Here is a 17,118-nt window from a genome sequence, read left to right as displayed (position 1 = left end):
CAAATTGCCGCTAGCGGCGAATTGCCGTCTTTTTCTGGAAATGTATAATGCGAAGCATTCTTATTTAATCTTCCAGGGATGGTCCGCGTGGCCGGCTCACTCTCCAGCAAGCTGGGGTTCTTCTTCAGCGACCATCACCGCTGGCTGTTGCAGCACGTGCAGCGCTACCTGGACAACCGCGCCGACGGCGAAGACACGGCCGCCGAGACGTTCTGCCAGATCCTCGCCGCCAGGGTCGATCCGCAGACCATCGAGCAGCCGCGCGCCTACCTCTCCACCATCGCCCGCCGGCTGATCTATGACCGCCACCGGCGCCGCCGGCTGGAACGCGCCTACCTGGACTACCTCAGCCTCCAGCCCGAGGCCCTGGAGCCGTCGCCCGAGGACCGCGCACTGCTGCTCGAAGCCCTGCTGCTGGTGGATCGCACCCTCGACGGCCTGCCCCAGGTGGTGCGCCGCGCGTTTCTGCTCAGCCAGCTCGACGGCCTGGGCTACGCCGAAATCGGCCGGCTACTGGATGTCAGCGAGCGCACGGTGGGCCGCTACATGAAGCAGGCCCTGCGGCAGATCTACCTCAACGAGCTGGTTCCATGAGCGACGTACAGCTGGATAGCGCCGGCGAACAGGCCATCGACTGGATGGTACGGCTGCGCTCCGGCCATGCCGATGTGCGGCTGCAGCGCCAATTGCAGGCTTGGCTGAACAGCGACCCGGCCCACGCCGACGCCTGGGCGCGCCTGCAGCGCGGCCTCGGGGCGCCCTATGACAACCTGCGGCGCATGCCCGGCGCGGCCGATCTGCTGCTGCACCAGCAGGGCTCACGGCGCCAGCTGCTGCGTGGCCTGGCCGGCCTCGGCCTGCTCGGCGGCGGGCTCTGGCTGACCGCCAGCAGCGCGCCGGTGCGCGACCTGCTCGCCGACCTGCGCACCGGCACGGGCGAGCGGCGCAACGTCACCCTCGAAGACGGCAGCCGCCTGAGCCTGAATGCCGACAGCTCGGTGGACCTGGCCTTCGACTCTCGCCAGCGCCTGATCCTGCTGCGCCATGGCGAGCTGGTAATCCAGGTGGCGCCGGATGCGCAGCGTCCGCTGATCGTGCGTAGCGCCCAAGGTGAAGTCCGCGCGCTGGGCACGCGCTTCCTGGTCAGCCAGGAGCAGAACGCCACCCGCGTGGTGGTGCTGGAGCATCGCGTCCGTGTCAGCCTCGCCGACCAGGCCGAATGGCGCGAGCTGGGCGAAGGCGAGGCAGCCCTGTTGGCCGCCGACGGCATCCACCCGCTGCGCGAGCAGACCTCCCGCGCCGACTGGCTGGACGGTCGGCTGAGCGTCACCGACGAGCCGCTGGCAGCGGTGATCGATGCGCTGCGGCCCTACCTGCCTGGCTATGTCCGCGTCGAACCTCGTGCACGCAACCTGCGGGTGCAGGGCGTCTTCCCACTGGATGACCCGCGCCGCACCCTGGCCGCACTGGGCGAAACCCTGCCGCTGGAGGTGCGCCGCTTCGGGCCCTGGCTGACCCTGATCAGCCTGCGGGAGCCTTGATGGCGCTGCACCGAAAAATAGTTCGGCAGCGGCTGTCCGGTTTTTTCACTTCGTCGCACCTAGCTCCTGAATACGAATAATTCTCAGGAGATTGCTGTGTCCTCACCCTGGCCCCGCGCCTTCGCCACCGCCTTCGTGCTGGTGGCCCACGCTCCGTCGCTGTTCGCCGCCGAACCTGCACGGCTGCATTTCGAGCTGCCCGCCGCGAGCCTCGCCACCACGCTGAACGCCATCGCCCGGCAAAGCGGCGAGGTGATCTCCCTGGACCCGGCGCTGGTGCGCGAGCAGCAGGCGCCCGCCATCAGCGGCGAGCTGAGCGTGGAACAGGCGCTGCAGCGCGCACTCTCGCAAAGCAACCTGCAACTCAAGGTCACCGCCAGCGGCGCCTACAGCGTCGAATCCGCGCCGCTCGACGGCGCCGTGGAACTGGACAGCACCACCGTCACCGCACAGGGGCTGGACGCCACCACCGAAGGCAGCGGCTCCTACGCCGCGCGCGCCACCACCATCGGCAAGGGCGAGCACAAGCTCAAGGACATTCCCCAGTCGGTCAGCGTGATCACCCGCAAGCAGCTCGACGACCAGGACATCACCGACCTGCGCGATGCGGTCAACCACAGCACCGGCCTGGTCGGCGCCACCGGTATCGGTCCGGGCATGGTGATTTCCTCGCGCGGCTTCCAGATCGACGACTGGCAGTACGACGGCGTACCGATCCCGCGCAACACCTATGTGCTGGGCAACTGGGCGGACCAGGACCTGGTGTTCTTCGACCGCGTGGAAATCCTCCGCGGCGCCTCCGGCCTGCTGCAGGGCGCCGGCAGCCCCGGCGGCGCCATCAACCTGGTGCGCAAACGCGGCCAGCAGACGCCGGTCGCCACCTTCACCGGCAAGGCCGGCTCCTGGGATCACTACGGCCTGCAGGCCGACGTTGGCGGCCCGCTGAACGAGGCCGGCACGATCCGTGGGCGGATGGTCGCCGATCAGAACGATACCCACTCCTTCACCGATTACGTGTGGAGCAAGACCACCTCGCTGTATGGCGCGCTGGACTTCGACCTGAGCCCGGACACCACCGTCGGCATCGGCTTCAGCGACACCGATCTCGACTCCCGGCCGATGGTTCGCGGCCTGCCGCGCTACCCCGACGGCAGCGACATCGGCTTCTCGCGCTCGACCTACTCGGGTGCCACCTGGAACCGCAACGACATCGAACAGACCACCGTCTACGCCGACCTGACCCATCGCTTCGACGACAACTGGAAATTCAAGGCCGCCGCCGTGCGCATGCGCGAGCACAACGACTCGACGCACCAGCGCATGCACGGTGACGTGCAGGCCGATGGAAGCGGCCTGGACTTCGCCGACTGGATCACCAACTTCGAGTCGACCAAGATCGGCCTGGACATGTACCTGGACGGTCAATTCGAGGCGTTTTCGCTGGAACAGGAGCTGATCTTCGGCGGCAACTATTCCAAGTACACCTCCGATGACTTCTACGCCCGGCGCTTCGTGGCCGGCGGCAACATCTTTGACATCGACCACCACCGCCCCAAACCCACGCTGGACGACATCCTCTCCTCGCCGGGCGGGCGCTCCACCAACGCCGCCTACGACATCCGCCAGAAGGGCCTCTACAGCAGCTGGCGGGTAAAGCTAGCCGAGCCGCTGACCGCGGTCGTCGGTGGCCGGGTGAGCTGGTACGACTACGAATACAAGCTGCCGGACGACGACTATAAGGACAGCATGACCGAGACTGGCGAGGTCACGCCGTACGTGGGCCTGATCTACGAGCTGACGCCCGAATGGTCGGCCTACGCCAGCTACACCGACGTCTTCGAGCCGCAGAGTGCGCGCGATGCGCAGCAGAAAATGCTCGAGCCGGTGATCGGCAGCAACTACGAAGTCGGCCTGAAGGGCGAGCTGCTCGATGGCCGGGTGAATACCTCGCTGGCGCTGTTCCGCTATGACCAGAAGAACCGCGCCGTGCTCGACGAGGCATCCGGTTATGCCTGCGACGGCTGGTACTGCTCGAACGCCTCGGGCAAGGTCCGCAGCCAGGGCATCGAGGCCGAGGTCAGCGGCGAAGTAGTACGCGACCTGCAACTGTTCGCCGGCTACACCTACAACACCACCAAGTTCCTCGATGACCCGGAGAACAAGGGCCGCGTGTTCAGCCAGTGGACGCCCAAGCACATGCTGCGCATGTGGGCCGACTACCGCCTGCCCGGCGACCTGAACCGCATCAGCACGGGCCTTGGCTTCGTCACCCAGAGCCACACCGTGAGCTTCGACCGCGAGTTCGACGTCCCCGGCTTCACCGTCTGGAGCGCGCGCCTGGGCTATCGCCTGACGCCGGAGATCGACCTGGCGGTGAACGCCAACAACCTGTTCGACAAGCGCTACTACCTGCCCGGCTTTGCCGCGGCCGATGGCGCCAACAACTTCGGCGACCCGCGCAACCTGATGTTCAGCGTCAAATACACCCCGGAGCTGTGAATCAGTCCAGCTCCTGGCGCAGCCACTGCGCCAGGCGTTCGGCGCGCGGGTCGGCGCGCCGCTCGGGGACCCACAGCGCCAGCCGCGCAGTGGTTTCGACAAAGCCCCAGGGCGCGGCGAGGCGGCCGGCAGCGAGGTCGTCGGCCACCAGCTGCTGCGGCGCGATGGCCACGCCCAGGCCGGCCACGGCGGCTTCCAGCAGGTAGTAGAGGTGTTCGAAGCCCTGGCCGAGCTTCAGTCGCGTTGGGTCCAGGCCATGGCGCGCGGCCCATTCCGGCCAGGCCTGCGGGCGTGAGACGGTGTGCAGCAGGGATTCGCCCAGCAGCGCCTCGGCGGGCGCGGCGCGCAACTGCTCGAAACGTGCGGAACGCGGGCTGAGCACCGGGCCGATGCTTTCCACCGCCAGCTGCAGCACGCGCATGTCCGCCGGCCACGGCGGCGCGGCGAAGCACAGGGTGGCGTCGAGGCCGCCGCGACGCGGATCGAGGTCGCCGTCGCTGGCCGAGAGTTGCAGGCGCAGGTCGGGCAGGTCGCGGTTCAGGCGATCCAGGCGCGGGATGAACCAGCGGGCCAGCAAGCTGCCGGGGCAACCGAGAACGAACGGCGCGTCGCCGCCAGCCTGGCGCCGCAGCTCGGCGCAGACGCTGCGCAGGCGCTCGAAGGAATCGCTGGCCACCTCGCTCAGGCGAACGCCGGCATCGGTGAGTTTTACGCCGCGACCCTCCTTGACGAACAGCGTCACGCCCAGTTCTTCCTCCAGCAGACGGATCTGCCGGCTGATTGCCCCGTGGGTAACGCTCAGCTCATCGGCCGCCGCGCTCATACCGCGCAGGCGTGCGGCGGCCTCGAAGGCACGCAGGGCGTTGAGCGGCGGAAGGTCTCGGCTCATGGCGATCAATCCGTGAGTTTTTCTGACAGGTCAGGGCGATCTTATCGCTTTTCCCCGTCCTCACACAGCCGTATCCTGAGCCCATTCGTAGGAGCCACTGTCAGCTCGCTAGGCGAGCTGAACGGTAGGGCGCATAACCTGGAACAGGTTATCCGCCGGCCCGCGCGGCGGATAACGCTGGCGCGTTATGCGCCCTACACAAACTCACGCGGCCGTGCCCTGGTGCGCGCCACGACTTCAAAGGAGCCTTCCCATGTCCACACTGCGCACCGGTCCAGACGCCAAGGGCCTGTTTGGCAGCTTCGGCGGCCAGTACGTCGCCGAGACCCTGATGCCGCTGATCCACGACCTGGCCCGCGAGTACGAGAAGGCCAAGGACGATCCGCAGTTCCAGGAAGAGCTCGCCTACTTCCAGCGCGACTACGTCGGCCGCCCGAGCCCGCTGTACTTCGCCGAGCGCCTGACCGAGCACTGCGGCGGCGCGAAGATCTATCTCAAGCGCGAAGAGCTGAACCACACCGGCGCGCACAAGATCAACAACTGCATCGGCCAGATCCTCCTGGCCCGGCGCATGGGCAAGCAGCGCATCATCGCCGAGACCGGCGCCGGCATGCACGGCGTAGCCACCGCCACCGTGGCCGCGCGCTTCGGCCTGCAGTGCGTGATCTACATGGGCACCACCGACATCGATCGCCAGCAGGCCAACGTGTTCCGCATGAAGCTGCTGGGCGCCGAGGTGATCCCGGTCACCGCCGGCACCGGCACCCTGAAGGATGCGATGAACGAAGCGCTGCGCGACTGGGTGACCAACGTCGACAGCACCTTCTACCTGATCGGCACCGTGGCCGGTCCGCACCCGTACCCGGCGATGGTCCGCGACTTCCAGGCGGTGATCGGCAAGGAAACCCGCGAGCAGCTGGCCGAGAAGGAAGGGCGCCTGCCCGACTCGCTGGTCGCCTGCATCGGCGGCGGCTCCAACGCCATGGGCCTGTTCCACCCGTTCCTCGATGATTCCAGCGTCAAGATCATCGGCGTCGAAGCCGCCGGCCACGGCATCGAGACCGGCAAGCACGCAGCCAGCCTGAACGGCGGCGTACCCGGCGTGCTGCACGGCAACCGCACCTTCCTGCTGCAGGACGAGGACGGCCAGATCATCGACGCGCACTCCATCTCTGCCGGCCTGGACTACCCCGGCATCGGCCCGGAACACGCGTGGCTGCATGACATCGGCCGCGTCGAGTACACCTCGATCACCGATCACGAAGCCCTCGACGCGTTCCACCAGTGCTGCCGCCTGGAAGGCATCATCCCGGCGCTGGAGTCCTCCCACGCGCTGGCCGAAGTCTTCAAGCGCGCGCCGAACCTGCCCAAGGACCACATCATGGTGGTGAACCTGTCCGGTCGTGGCGACAAGGACATGCAGACCGTCATGCACCACATGCAACAGGAGCCGCAAGCATGAGCCGCCTGCAGACCCGCTTCGCCGAACTCAAAGAGCAGAACCGCGCCGCCCTGGTGACCTTCATCACCGCTGGCGATCCGGGCTACTCGACCTCGCTGGACATCCTCAAGGGCCTGCCCGAGGCTGGCGCCGACGTGATCGAGCTGGGCATGCCGTTCACCGACCCGATGGCCGACGGCCCGGCGATCCAGCTGGCCAACATCCGCGCCCTGGGCAACGGCCAGAACCTGGCCAAGACGCTGAAGATGGTCCGCGAGTTCCGCCAGGACAACAGCACCACGCCGCTGGTGCTGATGGGCTACTTCAACCCGATCCACTACTACGGCGTGGACAAGTTCATCGCCGACGCGAAAGAGGCCGGCGTGGACGGCCTGATCGTGGTGGACCTGCCGCCGGAGCACAACGAAGACCTCTGCCACCCGGCCCAGGCCGCGGGCATCGACTTCATCCGCCTGACCACCCCGACCACCGACGACCAGCGTCTGCCGACCGTGCTCGAAGGCAGCTCGGGCTTCGTCTACTACGTCTCGGTGGCCGGCGTGACCGGCGCCGGCGCGGCGACCCTGGACCACGTCGAGCAAGCCGTGGCACGCCTGCGTCGCCACACCGACCTGCCGGTTGCCATCGGCTTCGGCATCCGCACCCCGGAACACGCGGCGAACATCGCCCGCCTGGCCGATGGCGTGGTGGTGGGCTCGGCGCTGATCGACAAGATCGCCGAGGCCACCAGCTCCGCCGACGCGGTGCAGAGCGTGCTGGGCCTGTGCCGCCAGCTGGCCGAAGGTGTGCGTAACGCGCGCTGAAGCAGCGGTGCCATCCTTGGCACCCTCTCCCTAACCCTCTCCCTGAAGGGAGAGGGGACCGTTAGGCACAGGATGAACCCGATGCGTCAGCCGGCACGGACAGCTCCCTCTCCCTTCAGGGAGAGGGCGGGGGAGAGGGAAAGCTCTGGTACCGAACATCTCCGTGAAGCGGCATACACAAAAAAGCCCGGCAAATGCCGGGCTTTTTCGTTTCACGCGGGAGGCTTATTCCACGCCTTCTTCCTGCGGCTCTTCTTCCATGCCGGCAGCGCCGCCGCCCAGACCCAGGCCTTGCGCGGAGCCCATGGCGAAGGCCATGAATTCCGGCACGCTCATGTCCTTGCCATTGAACTTCACCTGGTCGTTGGCGTAGGCCAGCGAGCTGGACAGCGCGTTGCCGTCGAGCACCGCCCACTGCGAGTTCAGGGCCATGCCGCTGAACAGGTCGGTCATGGCGTCGGACTGCTGCTTGAGCGCCACCGGGTCGACGCTGCCGGCAGCTTCGCCACCCAGCGAACCCTGCAGGGCGACGATGTCGCCGATCACCGCCTTGTCCACCTTCAGGTCGGCCTTGAGCGCGGCGAGGATGCTACGGGCCATCTCGTCCGGGGTCGCGGCAGCGGCGTTCGGCTGGCGCAGGTCGACCGAGAAGGAAGCCTTGGCCACGCCGTGGGCGGTCTGCAGCGACAGCTCGTCCAGCGCCAGCACCGGCGAGCCGCCGAGCAGGGCGAGGCCGAGCTTCTTCATTTCCTCTTCCTGGGCCGGGGTCAGTTCGGTGCTTTCCAGGCTGTCCAGGGCCATCTTGCTGTAGGACTCCTTGAAGGTCTTCAGCACGCCTTCGTCGAGGTTGCGCAGGCTCAGGTCGAGCTTCACGCCGCCGATTTCCTGGCCCTGCACCACGACCTTGCCGATGCGGTAGGAGACGCTCTGGTCCAGGCCCTTGCCGCCCTGCTTGAGGACTTCCTCGACCACCGCGTCGCGCAGCTCGACTTCCGGCGAGCCCGGCGATTTCACGTGCAGGCTCTTGATGGTGGCGGAGCTGGGGCCCAGGGCGAAGCCGTTGGCGTTTTCCTTCTTGTCGCCCTGCATGCCCAGGTCTCGCAGCTCGACGCGCGCCGGCTGGCCACTGTTCTCGTCAGTGAAATCGAGGTCGACCTCGGCCAGGTTGCCGACGGCGGTCATGTCCTTCTTGTCGGCGGACACGGTGAAGTTCACCTTGGCCGGCGACAGGCGCAGCTTGTCGCTGTCCTTGCTGAAGTCCAGGGCGGCGGTTTCGATCAGGCCTTCCTGCTTCTGGTCGTAGTGGATGGTCAGCTCGCCGAACAGCGGCGCCTTGCCACCGGCGGCGGTGAACAGCGGAGCGGTGAGTTCGTTCTGTTCCAGGGCGAAATGGCTCTGCGCCATGACCGGCGCGAGCTGGCCGGCGGCCAGGCGCGAGGCGGGGAAGGGGCCATGCTCCAGGCGGTCGGTGAAGACCAGGGTCTGCGGCGCCTCGCCTTCCTTGCTGGTGAAGGTCAGGTTGTAGCGCGCGGTGCTGGCGAACACGCCACGCTGGATGTCCACCAGGGTCAGGTGCGCGCCCAGGCCGGGAGCTTCCTGCTGCAGCATCTGGTTGGCCTGGGTGATGCCGTTGTTCACTTCCTGCTCGACGCGGCTGCCGGTGTACCAGGCGCCAGCGACGGCGGCGCCGACAATGGCAACGGGGATGGCGAGGGCCAGGGCGGTCTTCTTCATGCTGAGTCCTTTCGTAGACGGCCGTACGGGGGACATCCTGTCGACCGTGGATTTTGGGTTGGCGGCGGCATGCTAGCAGGCGCCATGCCATCGCTCCAGCGCGGCAGGCGAACGGCTTCACAGCGCCAGCATTGACCCGCTCGCCGCGGCTGGCAGGATAGACCGACTACCGTTCAATGAAGTGAAGCGCCATGGCCCTGCTGCACAGCCTCCACCACGTCGCCCTGATCTGCTCGGACTACCCGCGTTCCAAGCACTTCTACGTGGATATCCTCGGCCTCAAGGTCATCGCCGAGACCTACCGCACCGCACGCGACTCCTGGAAGCTCGACCTGGAGCTGGGCGAGGCGCGCCTGGAGCTGTTCTCCTTCCCCGGCGCACCGACCCGGCCGTCCTACCCCGAGGCCCAGGGCCTGCGCCACCTGGCCTTCGCCGTGGACGACCTGGAAAGCGCCGTGCAACACCTGCAGAGCCACGGCGTGACCTGCGAGCCGATCCGCGACGACGAGCTGACCGGCAAGCGCTTCACCTTCTTCGCCGATCCGGATGACCTGCCGCTGGAGCTTTACGAGCGCTGAGCCCCCGGCTGTGGCATGGGTAGGATGGTGTGGAGCGCAGCGATACCCATCGATCAGGTGCGCCGACAGCATGGGTATCGCTGCGCTCCACCCATCCTACGGTCCTGAGGCTCACGGTTCGGTGCACGGAAATTCCCTCACCCTAACCCTCTCCCAGGGGGAGAGGGGACTGTCCCGAGCGCACTGCAAGTGCGGTGCCCGCCGGCTGACTCCAGGCTTCCCACCAACGCCGAACGGCCCCCTCTCCCTGAGGGAGAGGGCTGGGGTGAGGGGAAAGCCGGCGCGCCAATGCCAACAGGGCATCGTAGGAGCGGACTCCGTCCGCGATGTGCCACCGGCCAGTTCACAGCGCCCGGCAAACGATCGCGGACAGAGTCCGCTCCTACGCAAAGTTCTTCGCGGATAGCTCCCTCTCCCTTCAGGGAGAGGGCGGGGGAGAGGGGAAATCCGAGGCACGAACGATCAGAAGAAGACAGTTGCTCCTACGCCAGCAATCGAAATGGCGGATTACGCCGGCACCGCCTCGCTGCCCAGCGCCCCGCGCAAACTCGCCAGATCACGCAGCGGCGGCGCGCCGAACAGGCGGCTGTATTCGCGGCTGAATTGCGACGGGCTCTCGTAGCCGACCCGATGCCCGGCCACCGCCACTTCCAGCCCTTCAGACAACATCAACCGCCGCGCTTCCTGCAGGCGCAGCTGCTTCTGGTACTGCAGCGGGCTCAGCGCGGTCACTTCCTTGAAGCGGTGGTGCAGGGTGGACACGCTGAGGTTCACCTCGCGGGCCAGGTCGTCGATGCGCAGCGACTTGTCATAGTTGCGGTTGAGCCACTCGATGGCGCGGGTGACGCGGTGGGTCTGGCTGTCGGTCATCGCCAGGTCGTGCAGCAGGTGGCCCTGGGGGCCGCGCAGCAGGCGGTAGAGGATTTCGCGGACGAACAGCGGCGCCAGCATGTCGATGTCGCGCGGGGTGTCCAGCAGGCGCATCAGGCGCAGCAGGGCATCGAGCACGGTGCAATCCACGCGCTGCAGGTAGATGCCACGGCTGGCCGGGCGCGGTGCGCTGCCGGCCAGGCCGGCCTCGGCGATCAGCCGGGTCAGCTCGCCGGGGTCGATGTCCAGGCGGATGGACAGGTAGGGTTTTTCCGGCGAGGCCTCGATCACCTGGCCGGACACCGGCAGCGTCACCGAGACCACCAGCAGGTTGAGTTCGTCGTAGCGGTACACCTCGTTGCTCAGGCGCACTTCCTTGCAGCCCTGGGCAATCACGCACAGGGCCGGACGATAGAGCGTCGGCATGCGGCCTTCGCTGGGCGAATCGTTGCGCGCGACGAGCAGGGAATCGATGGCGGTTTCGAAGATGCCCTCACCCTGGCAGTGGCGCTGGATGATGTCGGCCAGTTCCTGGCGGCCGGCGGCAATCGGATCAAAGGCGGGAACGGACTGGGACATGCACAGGACCTCCAGTGGCGGCGCTCGAAGCTTACGCCCACGGCACAGCGGCAAGTGTGACAGTAAGGCAGGCGCTGGAGGATCAGGCAAGCAATCGGCAGGAATGGACAAGCCGTATCGGCTTCCAGGCACGCACCGTGGCGGTGCAAGGGCTGGAAACACGCGGTTTCAGCGCTTGGCGAATGTCCCGCAGGATCAGGCAAGAAGCCGGCAGCATCCGGATAACGCCCAGCCCTGGCCGCGCCGTAAGCTTCCTGTCAGTCGTCCGAGGAGCCACCTCGGGCTTCTTCCTGGAATGCGGAGGACAGGACATGCACTGGCAAACACCCATCGAACACGAATTGCAGATCCATCCCCGGCAGGGGCACGAGGCGGAACTGGGCGCCTTGATCGACAACCTGGTCGACGGCGCCCGCCGCGCACCGGGATGCCTGCGCTGCCAACTGGTGGCGCGGGAGAACGGCCAACCATGGCTGCTGCAGGGCAGCTGGAAGGACGAGGAGGCGCTGCTGGACTACTTCGCCACGCCTTCTTCGCAGCTGCTCGGCGAAGTGCTCTTGTGCCACTGTCGAAGCCTCAGCGGCGGCATAGTGGAATCCCTCGATCAGGCCACCGGAAAGGTGGCCTGAGTCTTTTCGGGTAAAGAGCTTTGCTCCCTCAGTATTCCAGGCTCCAGCCCAGGGTGAAGGTCCGCCCGCGACCCTGGTAGTCGTACAGATAGGCCGGCCCGTAGGTCGGCGCATAGAACAGCGCGGCGCGCTGGCCCCAGACGGTGCTGTACTGCTTGTCCAGCAGGTTCTGGATACCGGCGCTGAAGGTGCCGAAACCGGTCTTCTGCTCGCCCATCAGGTCGAAGGTGGTGTAGCCGTCGATCTCGTGGTCCGCGTCGTCCTTCAGGTTGAAGGCGTGCTGGGCCTGCAGGCGGGCACTGCGTTGGCCATCGCCCCAGCCGACGAAAGCGGTGGACTTGGACAGCGACGCATAGCGCGCATCACGCTTGATCCAGTCGCCATCGGCATCCTCCTCCTGCGAGCGCACCAGGTGCAGCGTGGTGCCGCCCTGCCAGCCATTCTCGAAGTAGCGGGTGACCGCGCCCTCGAAGCCGAAGTCGCGGCTCTTCTGGTCCTGCACGTCGATGGTCAGGGTCGCCGCGTCGGTGGTGATGATCTTGTCCGACCAGATGTAGTAGACCGCCGCCTGGGCCTGCCACTGCATATCGTTGTAGCGCCAGCCGGTCTCGACCTGGCGGCTCTTGATGCCGGCCAGCGGGTTGTCGTCCACCGACAGGCCGGCCTTGCCGTAGTACTTGGCCGGGTCCGGCAGGTCGAAGCCTTCGCTGTAGTTGCTCCACAGCTGGTGGCCGTTCTTGAAGTCGTAGATCGCACCAAGGTTGAACAGGTTGACCTGGTAGTCGTTGCTGCCGCCGGGAACGCCTTTGAAGTCGTCTACCTCGACGTCCATCTTCTGGTGACGGGCGCCGCCGGAGATGGTCAGGTTGTCGGTGGCCTTCCAGTCCAGCTGGCCGTAGACCGACAGGCCGTCGACGATGTAGCTGGGGTAGCGCGGCGCGCTGCTGGCGGTTTCCAGGTCGAGGCCGCCGCTCTCGGAAGACAGGCGCTGGTCGAAGACCTTCTGCTCGGCGTTGAAGCGCTCGTGGTCGAAGTCCACGCCATAGGTGAACTTCAGCGAGTCCCACTGCTTGCTGAACAGGCCCTTCAGGCCACTGACCTCGAAGTTCTGCTGCGAGCCGGCAAAGTACACGCCCTTGGAGCCGGTGGGCTTGCCGGTGTTGTAGTAGGGGAAGGGATAGAAGTTGTCGTCTTCCTTGCGGTAGTACGCCTGCAGGTAGAAGTCCTGCTCCAGCAGGTTGCTGTGGTGGTAATTGGCGTTGAGCAGCACGCGGCGCGAGCGCGGCTCGAGATCGGTGTCCAGGCCGCTGCGGATCTCGGCGTCTTCGAGGTTCGACGGGCCCTGGTACTTCAGGTTGGGAAAGTAGATGCCGGTGCTGCCGTCGTTGCCCGAGTCGTAGTACTGCGCCAGCAGGTCGAGGCTCTGCTCGTCGGTGAACTGCGCGGTGAGGTTGCCCATCACGTCGACGGTACGGTTGTACTGCAGGTCGGTCTGGGTGTTGTCGATGAAGATCTGGTTGCCGCCGCCGTCGTAGAAGGCTTCGTTCTTCTCCGCCGACACGCCCAGGCGCCCAGCCACACGGTCATTGCCGCCGCTGATGGACTGCGCGGCGCGGGTCGACAGGTCATCGCTGTTGTTGAAGCCGCTGGTGGCGCCCAGTTGCGTCTCGAAGCGCGCATCGCCGGCGGCGCCCTTCTTGGTGATGATGTTGATGATCCCGCCGGTGGCGCCGCCACCGTAGATGGCGCTGGCGCCGGAGAGCACCTCGATGCGCTCGACGTTGAACGGCGAGATGCTGTCGAACTGCCGCGACAGGCCGCGCGAGCTGTTCTGGCTGACGCCGTCGATCATCACCAGCACGTTGCGCCCGCGCATGTTCTGGCCGTAGTTGGTGCGGCCTTCGGGCGCCAGGTCGAGGCCGGGCACCAGCTTGCCCACGGCTTCCTTGAGGCTGACGCCGGTATCCAGCTGTTCGCGCAGCTGGGTCTGGTCCACCACCCAGACGGTGCCGGGGATCGAGCTGATCTCGGTGGGCGTGCGCGCCGCCACGCTGATCTGCATCGGCGCCAGGCTCAGGGCGGCGGAATCGTCCTTCTCGCGCTTGAGCAGCACGGTGCGCTCGTCGGTGAAGCGCCAGCTCACGCCGCTGCCGGAAAGCAGCTGGTTGAGCGCTTCCTCGGTGCTGTAGGTACCGTCCAGCCCTTCGCTCTGCAGGCCCTGGATGTCCGCGGAGTTGAACAGCAGGTGCAGCCCGGCCTGGTCGGCGAACTGGGTCAGCGCGCTGTCCAGGCTGCGCGGCGCGATGTGCAGCTCGACGCTGGCGCCGCCGGAAGCATGGACGATGGGCGCGGCGGCGCCGAGCAGGGAAGCGAGGAGGATCGCGCTGTGCAGCGGAGAAGGACGGTAATGCATGCGGGTGAAATCCGTTCTTGTGTGGGCAGGGTCGCGTATTGAGAATTTTTCGCGTTCCTGCCTACGACGAAACGGCCAGGCAAACCTTGCAGTGCTAAATGCAAAAAATTTTCATTTTCTTGTTTGCAAGCCCCACTGCGGGACTCCCCCTGTAGGAGCGAGCTTGCTCGCGAATAGCCCACCACCAGCGCTCCTACAGGGTGCGGCCGAATTTTCCGGCGCACCGTAGGATGGCGTGGAGCGAAGCGATACCCATCAATCCCGTGCGCGATCAGCATGGGTATCGCTCCGCTCCACCCATCCTACGAAGAGCTATCCATCCTTGGGCGCAGGCCGGATCAGCACCAGCCAGGGCAGATGGGTCACCGTCACCGGCTGCAAGCGCTCCAGGGTCTTGAGCAGGGCGCCAGGGTCCTGCAGGTCGAATACGCCACTGACCTTGTGCTGGCGCAGCGCGCCGTCGGTCAGCACGATGCGGCCGGGCACGTAGCGCTCCAACTCGTCGAGCACCTCGCCCAGCGGGCGCTGGTTGAAGATCAGCTTGCCGCGCTGCCAGGCGCTGGCGCTGGACAGGTCCAGCGGCTGCACCGGCTCGGGCGCGGCAGTCTCGCGGTAGCTCAGGCGCTCGCCGGCAGCCAGCCGCACCGGCGCGCTGCCGGCACTGTTCACCTGGACCACGCCCTCGGTCACGTCCACCCGCACCTGCGGACCGCGGCTGTCCACATCGAATCGCGTACCCAAGGCACGCACTTCGCCGCCCTTGGCTTCGACGATGAAGGGCCGCTGCGCATCCTTGGCCACCTCGAACAGCGCCTCGCCGCCATGCAGGCGCAAACGCCGCTGCTGCGGACTGAAGTCCACCGACAGAGCGCTGTCACTGTTGAGCCACACGCGGCTGCCGTCGGCCAACTCCAGCATGCGGCGCTCGCCGGTACGGGTGGCGTAGTCGGCGTACAGCCCGGCCAGCGGCTCGGGCAGGGCGATGGTCAACGCAACTGCCGCAATGCATGCAGCGGCCGCCAGCGCCAGCAGTCGACGGGGACGACGCCCCCGTTGGCGATAACGCTGAGCGCTGCGGGTTTCCGGCAATGCGCCCCACAGCGCCTCGGCCTCGCGGGCGGCCAGTTCGTGTTCCGCGCTCTGCCCGCGCCAGCGCAGGAAGTCCATGCGCTCGGCCGAACCGGCGCTGCCCGAGTGCAATTGCACCAGGCGCTCGATGGCTTCGTCGGCGAGAGACAGTTCCAGGCGGCTCATGGCGTGCCCTCCTGGCGCTGCGCCCAGTCGCGGCAGTGGCGCATGGCCTGGACGATGTACTTGCCCACCATGCTCTCGGAGACGCCCAGGCGCTGGGCGATCTGCGCGTGGGTGAGGCCATCGAGGCGGTTCATCAGCAACGCCTCGCGGGCGTTCGCCGGCAACTGGTCGAGGGCGGCGTCCAGATGCTCCAGCGCCTCATGGGCGAGCAGGCGGTGCTCCAACCCGGAGGCGGGATCGCTCAGGTCGTTGGCGGCAGCTTCATCGACATGCAGCTCGGCCAGCCGGCCCTCGCGGCGCAGGTTGTCGATAGCGATGTTGCCGGCCACGCGGAACAGGTAGGCACGCGGGTCCTGCACCTCGGCTTCGGCGGGGTGGTCGGCCAGGCGCAGCCAGGTGTCCTGGGCAACGTCGGCGGCGCGCTGGTTGTCCCCCAGCCTGCGGGCAAGGAAGCGCATCAGGTCCGCGTAATGCGCCTGGAAGCTCTGCAGCAGGGAGGAAGAGGCGAAGCGCCGCATGATGGCCGAAATACCCTGGAAAACCGGCCAACGTCTGTCAGACCGATGCGAAGGGTGGGCAGCATACACCGAATCGAGAATTATTATCGAATGCAAAAAAGTGTCAGCTCGTGAACTGCGAAAGGTCCAGCGGCCGCACTTCGCCCATCCACAGGGCGTAGTCGCGGTGATCGCGCAGGTCGTTGCCGGTGTTGGGGTGGACGAACACCACCAGGCCATCACGATTCATCGCCAGCCACGGCACCAGGGTGGCGAAGGTGGCGTTGTCGAACGCCAGCTGGCAGCTCCAGTCCGGGTGCGGGCCAACCGGCCGTTCGTGGACGCGGCCCATCTTCGCGCCGAAGCGGCGCGCCGCCTCCTCGCACAGGGCGCGGGCGCGCTCGATGCTGCTCGCGTCGAAATAGACGTGGGCATGGAAGTCCTGAATCTCGCTCATCGGTCCTGCTCCAGTTCCGCCTGCAGCCAGTCGACGAAACGCTGCACCAGGCGCATGCGCCGTTTGCGTTCGGGCAGCACGGCGTAATAGCCGAAGCGCGATTGCAGCGCTCCGGCGACGGGTCGGCACAGTAACCCCTGTTCCAGCAGTTCGTCGACCAGATGCCGCCAGCCGATGGCCACGCCCTGCCCGGCGATGGCCGCCTGCACCAGCAGGGTGTAGTTGTCGAAGCGCAGCCCGGCGGGCGCCGGCGCGCCGTCGATTTCCAGCGCGCGGTAGACGCCGCTCCAGTCGAACCAGCGGCTGGAGGCCTCGGGCTTCAGGTGCAACAACGGCAGTTCGGTCAGCGCCTGGGGCGTCAGCGGCAGCTCGCGGCCCCCCAGCAGGCGCGGGCTGCACACCGGGAAGACTTCCTCGCTGAACAGGCGTAGCGCCTCGCCGTGCTTGAAGCGCCCGTCGCCGAAGGCAATGGCCACGTCGATGTCGCTGCGCAGGGCAATCGGGCTGCGGTCGCTGCTGATCAGGCCGACGTCCAGCTCCGGATGGGCCTGGCGAAAGCGCGGCAGGCGCGGCATCAGCCAGTAGGCGGCGAAGGCGAAGTCGGTGGCGACCTGCAGCACTTCGTGGGGATGTTGCGCGGTGACCGCGGCGATGCCGGCGTCGATGCTCTCCAAGCCGGCCTGAACGTGCTGCTGCAGTACCTGTCCACTCTCGGTGAGGGCGATGCCGCGGTGGATGCGGTCGAACAGGCGCACGGCGAGCAGCTTCTCCAGGCGCTTGATCTGCTGGCTGACTGCCGGCTGGGTGGTGCCCAGCTCGCCGGCGGCGGCAGTAAAGCTCAGCAGGCGGGCGGCGGATTCGAACACGCGGAGCAGTTCCAGCGGCACGCTCACCGCTGCGCTTTCCATAAGCA

Annotated in this window: 15 protein-coding genes; 7 read left to right on the top strand and 8 right to left on the bottom strand. The window is 66.9% G+C overall.

Annotated features, from left to right (window positions below; translation table 11 throughout):
- Positions 1–87: 87 nt before the first annotated feature.
- The 3 genes from HNP46_RS03410 to HNP46_RS03400 all read left to right on the top strand — a co-directional run bounded on the left by HNP46_RS03410 (position 88) and on the right by HNP46_RS03400 (position 4,040).
- On the top strand, positions 88–594 hold the full coding sequence (locus tag HNP46_RS03410; protein ID WP_311771792.1) for a sigma-70 family RNA polymerase sigma factor: 507 nt from the start codon (positions 88–90) through the stop codon (positions 592–594).
- Positions 591–1,541, top strand: coding sequence for a FecR family protein (locus tag HNP46_RS03405; protein WP_184586107.1), 951 nt, complete (start codon positions 591–593; stop codon positions 1,539–1,541). Before HNP46_RS03410 ends, HNP46_RS03405 begins: the two co-directional genes overlap by 4 nt.
- 96 nt (positions 1,542–1,637) lie before the next feature.
- Positions 1,638–4,040, top strand: a complete 2,403-nt coding sequence (locus HNP46_RS03400) for a TonB-dependent siderophore receptor (RefSeq protein WP_184586106.1) — start codon at positions 1,638–1,640, stop codon at positions 4,038–4,040.
- 1 nt (position 4,041) lies between these two features.
- Here HNP46_RS03400 and HNP46_RS03395 read toward each other — a convergent pair whose 3' ends face one another.
- Complete coding sequence (locus HNP46_RS03395) at positions 4,042–4,929, bottom strand: LysR family transcriptional regulator (RefSeq protein WP_184586105.1); 888 nt, start codon at positions 4,927–4,929, stop codon at positions 4,042–4,044.
- Between the two features lie 253 nt (positions 4,930–5,182).
- Here HNP46_RS03395 and trpB point away from each other — a divergent pair, with 253 nt between their 5' ends.
- Together trpB and trpA are read left to right on the top strand one after the other, a co-directional pair.
- Positions 5,183–6,391, top strand: coding sequence for a tryptophan synthase subunit beta (trpB, locus tag HNP46_RS03390; protein ID WP_184586104.1), 1,209 nt, complete (start codon positions 5,183–5,185; stop codon positions 6,389–6,391).
- Positions 6,388–7,194 (top strand): tryptophan synthase subunit alpha, encoded by an 807-nt coding sequence (gene trpA / locus HNP46_RS03385; RefSeq protein WP_184586103.1) that lies wholly within the window; start codon positions 6,388–6,390, stop codon positions 7,192–7,194. The genes trpB and trpA overlap by 4 nt, the downstream gene beginning before the upstream one ends.
- Positions 7,195–7,419: 225 nt before the next feature.
- Here the strand turns inward: trpA and HNP46_RS03380 are convergent, their stop codons facing one another.
- The gene (locus tag HNP46_RS03380; protein ID WP_184586102.1) at positions 7,420–8,928 is read right to left on the bottom strand and encodes a YdgA family protein; all 1,509 of its coding nucleotides are present in this window, start codon (positions 8,926–8,928) and stop codon (positions 7,420–7,422) included.
- Between the two features lie 191 nt (positions 8,929–9,119).
- Between HNP46_RS03380 and HNP46_RS03375 the strand changes: the two genes are divergently transcribed.
- Positions 9,120–9,506, top strand: coding sequence for an SMU1112c/YaeR family gloxylase I-like metalloprotein (locus tag HNP46_RS03375; RefSeq protein WP_184586101.1), 387 nt, complete (start codon positions 9,120–9,122; stop codon positions 9,504–9,506).
- Between the two features lie 507 nt (positions 9,507–10,013).
- Here HNP46_RS03375 and HNP46_RS03370 read toward each other — a convergent pair.
- Complete coding sequence (locus HNP46_RS03370) at positions 10,014–10,955, bottom strand: AraC family transcriptional regulator (protein WP_184586100.1); 942 nt, start codon at positions 10,953–10,955, stop codon at positions 10,014–10,016.
- Between the two features lie 14 nt (positions 10,956–10,969).
- On the opposite strand from HNP46_RS03370, the gene HNP46_RS36030 reads away from it, so the two are divergent.
- The gene (locus HNP46_RS36030; protein ID WP_311771791.1) at positions 10,970–11,584 is read left to right on the top strand and encodes a putative quinol monooxygenase; all 615 of its coding nucleotides are present in this window, start codon (positions 10,970–10,972) and stop codon (positions 11,582–11,584) included.
- A gap of 28 nt (positions 11,585–11,612) precedes the next feature.
- On the opposite strand, the gene HNP46_RS03360 is transcribed toward HNP46_RS36030, so the two are convergent.
- The 5 genes from HNP46_RS03360 to HNP46_RS03340 form a co-directional block, all read right to left on the bottom strand.
- Complete coding sequence (locus tag HNP46_RS03360) at positions 11,613–13,997, bottom strand: TonB-dependent receptor (protein ID WP_184586099.1); 2,385 nt, start codon at positions 13,995–13,997, stop codon at positions 11,613–11,615.
- A gap of 312 nt (positions 13,998–14,309) precedes the next feature.
- A complete protein-coding gene (locus tag HNP46_RS03355; protein ID WP_184586098.1) occupies positions 14,310–15,251 on the bottom strand; it encodes a FecR family protein in 942 nt (313 codons plus the stop codon).
- Entirely contained in the window at positions 15,248–15,769 is a 522-nt protein-coding gene (locus tag HNP46_RS03350) for a sigma-70 family RNA polymerase sigma factor (protein WP_184586097.1), read from the bottom strand. The genes HNP46_RS03355 and HNP46_RS03350 overlap by 4 nt, the downstream gene beginning before the upstream one ends.
- 103 nt (positions 15,770–15,872) lie before the next feature.
- Positions 15,873–16,205: a DOPA 4,5-dioxygenase family protein gene (locus HNP46_RS03345; protein ID WP_184586096.1), complete on the bottom strand. Its 333-nt coding sequence runs from the start codon at positions 16,203–16,205 to the stop codon at positions 15,873–15,875.
- Positions 16,202–17,113 (bottom strand): choline sulfate utilization transcriptional regulator, encoded by a 912-nt coding sequence (locus HNP46_RS03340; RefSeq protein WP_184586095.1) that lies wholly within the window; start codon positions 17,111–17,113, stop codon positions 16,202–16,204. The genes HNP46_RS03345 and HNP46_RS03340 overlap by 4 nt, the downstream gene beginning before the upstream one ends.
- Positions 17,114–17,118: the final 5 nt, after the last annotated feature.

Origin of the sequence: Pseudomonas nitroreducens (genome assembly GCF_014204515.1) — a bacterium.
Classification (GTDB): Bacteria; Pseudomonadota; Gammaproteobacteria; order Pseudomonadales; family Pseudomonadaceae; genus Pseudomonas; species Pseudomonas nitritireducens_A.
Note: the sequence above shows the minus strand (reverse complement) of the source record. Positions and strands in the feature narration are given on the sequence as shown.